The sequence below is a fragment of the Vibrio rubrogenes genome (assembly GCF_059641415.1).
This window is the reverse complement of sequence record NZ_JCARSY010000138.1, coordinates 1-352: the sequence shown is the minus strand read 5'-3', so window position 1 is coordinate 352 and position 352 is coordinate 1. Positions and strand designations below refer to the sequence as shown.

The window sequence follows — 352 nt, the reverse complement described above, 5'->3', positions numbered from 1 at the left end:
CGTACCATCGGCTAACCAGCAACCGACATCGCCGGTACGGTACATCACCGGATAAGCTTCGTTGTATGGGTTGGCAACAAAGCGCTCTGCGGTCAGCTCATCCCGGTTGAGATAACCCCGTGCCACCTGCACACCACCGATGTACAGCTCCCCTTCAACACCCACCGGAGCCGGACGACCGTCATCATCGAGCACATACATCTGAGTATTCGCCACCGGATGACCAATCGACACCCGGTCACCTTCCAGTTGCTGCGGACAGTGCCACGCGGTGACATCCACCGCCGCTTCCGTCGGACCATACAAGTTATGTAATTCAATCTGTGGCAGACGGGCATAGCTCTTACGAATC

General features: G+C 56.8%; 1 protein-coding gene. It reads right to left on the bottom strand.

Annotated features, from left to right (window positions below; genetic code table 11):
- On the bottom strand, window positions 1-352 hold a 352-nt coding region (locus tag AC55NX_RS20915), incomplete at both ends, for an AMP-binding protein (RefSeq protein ID WP_496997481.1).